Source organism: Aerococcus kribbianus (assembly GCF_026805545.1).
Lineage (GTDB): Bacteria > Bacillota > Bacilli > Lactobacillales > Aerococcaceae > Aerococcus > Aerococcus kribbianus.
Genome location: NZ_JAPRFR010000006.1, coordinates 1 through 2,180, shown reverse-complemented (window position 1 = coordinate 2,180; position 2,180 = coordinate 1). Strand labels below are relative to the sequence as shown.

The 2,180-nt window shown below is 30.8% G+C and carries 2 protein-coding genes and 1 pseudogene; all 3 read right to left on the bottom strand.

Annotated features, from left to right (window positions below; translation table 11 throughout):
* Positions 1-239 (bottom strand): annotated as a pseudogene (locus tag OW157_RS07600) (replication initiation factor domain-containing protein); the annotation flags it as partial.
* Between the two features lie 780 nt (positions 240-1,019).
* Complete coding sequence (locus OW157_RS07595; RefSeq protein ID WP_268752792.1) at positions 1,020-1,217, bottom strand: hypothetical protein; 198 nt, start codon at positions 1,215-1,217, stop codon at positions 1,020-1,022.
* A gap of 155 nt (positions 1,218-1,372) precedes the next feature.
* On the bottom strand, positions 1,373-2,180 hold an 808-nt coding region (locus OW157_RS07590; protein ID WP_268752791.1), incomplete at its 5' end, for a replication protein.

Here is a 2,180-nt window from a genome sequence, read left to right as displayed (position 1 = left end):
ATATAAGCAATATTTTCATCAAACTTATCAAGTAACGACCAACCACGACCAATTTCTTTGGCAAATCCTTTTGAAATTAAAAAATCTCCAAATTCATCTACATCAATTTTCATTCGTCCAACAATCGTAATTCTATCAATTGACCACATCATTTTATACTCAATTCCCAAAATATGGGAAACTAACCGCCTGTTAGAAAGGGTCGGTAAAAAATCCCAGTTCTTAATTAATTTCTGCATAAATTATTTTTCGCTCCTTTTTCAAAAAAAATTTTTGGAACGAAAAAAGGACGAGTGGAATCGCAAAATAAATTTCGCCTGTATCCATTCGTCCATTTTGTTTTGTATTCAAAATTAAAACTTGATATACTAATTTTCGAATGAATAACAAGGGAGAGTTGTTATTCCATGAAGCAGGGACTCGTCAAAGTCGCCTGCTTTTTATTTTGTCTTTTTTTCGTTGACCTAATTTTAAAACTAAAGATTATTTAAAGCAAATAATCTTTAAGTGGCTAAAAGCGCCCCTTAAAAACCCCTTGCCTCTGAAAAGTTTTGTGTTTCCTTTTCCTCGCTCAGCAAAGCTAATTTACTCAAAAAATATCTCAAGGGTAAATGCACTCACTACGTTCGCCCTTGAGATATTTTATTTCGCAAATTTCAACGCATTTGCCGACGAAAAGATAAAACACATAAAATTATACGCAGATATATTTAAAACGTCTTAAAACGCAAATATGAGCTTATGATAGCTATTTAAATTCCAAAACCTATCTCAAAAAAATTAAGTTCGTGTAACAGCAAGCACAGTCTTTGTACGTACAAATCCTAAATTTTATATTTTGGGAAAATCCCAATCCCTGATTAAAAACAAAAGGGCGCACTTGTACACCACTTTTCAAGTCGTGTTATTTTCTTCGAAAAACCGTGCGAAAAAACCCCCTTCGTCAGTTTTGACAGGGGGCTTTTTGATGTAAAAATTTCTGACAAAATTTAAGAATTCGCTTCGTTCATGCAAAAAAATTATTCTTTTTCAGGCACTTCATACATATATTTCAAACTTGATTTAAAAATATGTATCGCTTTATCTTTTCTTTTTACAACAAAATTATATCGTTTTACTTTTTCTAATTTTCCAACCAATGTCTTTCCGTCTAGAAAAGCAAAATAAAACATCTTACCTTCTTCTTTCGTTAAATAATCTTCAAAATCTTTAGCCATCTTTACCATCAACTCCTATTTTTTTATTTATCTAATACCCAAATTTTAACAAAAATACTAACAAAATTAATTACAACACACCAAATTAATTTTGGTATAGCCCGTTATACCAAAACAAGTTTTGGACGGGCTCTCTCGAGGATAAAAACATAAAATTATTCACCTGTTACATCAATTCCACGAAGCCATGTATCTAATTCTCTTTTTAATTCATTCTGATATTCATCAAAAGATTTAAAAAGTTCTTTTGTTAATTCATCTTCTTTAACAATTTTTCTAACAAGATTTCTATATTTTGTTTTTGAATTTTTTGATAATTTTGACCATAAATTTTGATCACTCATTAATCCTTTTATTGCAATTTCATCAGTAACAGAAAAATGTTCAGGTATATAAAAAGGCGAACAAAAATTTTCTAAGGTTTCATGAATAACAGAATTCCACTCATCTGATTTTGTTCTTCTCAACTGAACTTCTACTCGCCACCATGAACTAATTTCATCAGGGATATATTCTTTCTTTTTCGATTGCTCAAGATATTTATTATACATCCGTACTTGTCTTTCTGAACTTCTCGCTCCCCAATAAGCCGTCTCCAGCTCTCCCGTACGACCATATATTGGCTTAAAAGTTACAGAATCATTTAAACGATATTGCTGCATATAATCATTAGGAATATTAAACACATCGCAAGCAATATCAGCACGACTAAAATGTGGCTCATCAAATAATTCATGAATAAAAGCTTTTAAATCGTCATCTATCCAAGTCCCAATTTTATTAGGATTAAAATCAATTCGACACTTCATTTCTTCAAACTTTGAAAATTTCACTCGTTCAATATAAGCAATATTTTCATCAAACTTATCAAGTAACGACCAACCACGACCAATTTCTTTGGCAAATCCTTTTGAAATTAAAAAATCTCCAAATTCATCTACATCAATTTTCATTCGTCCAACA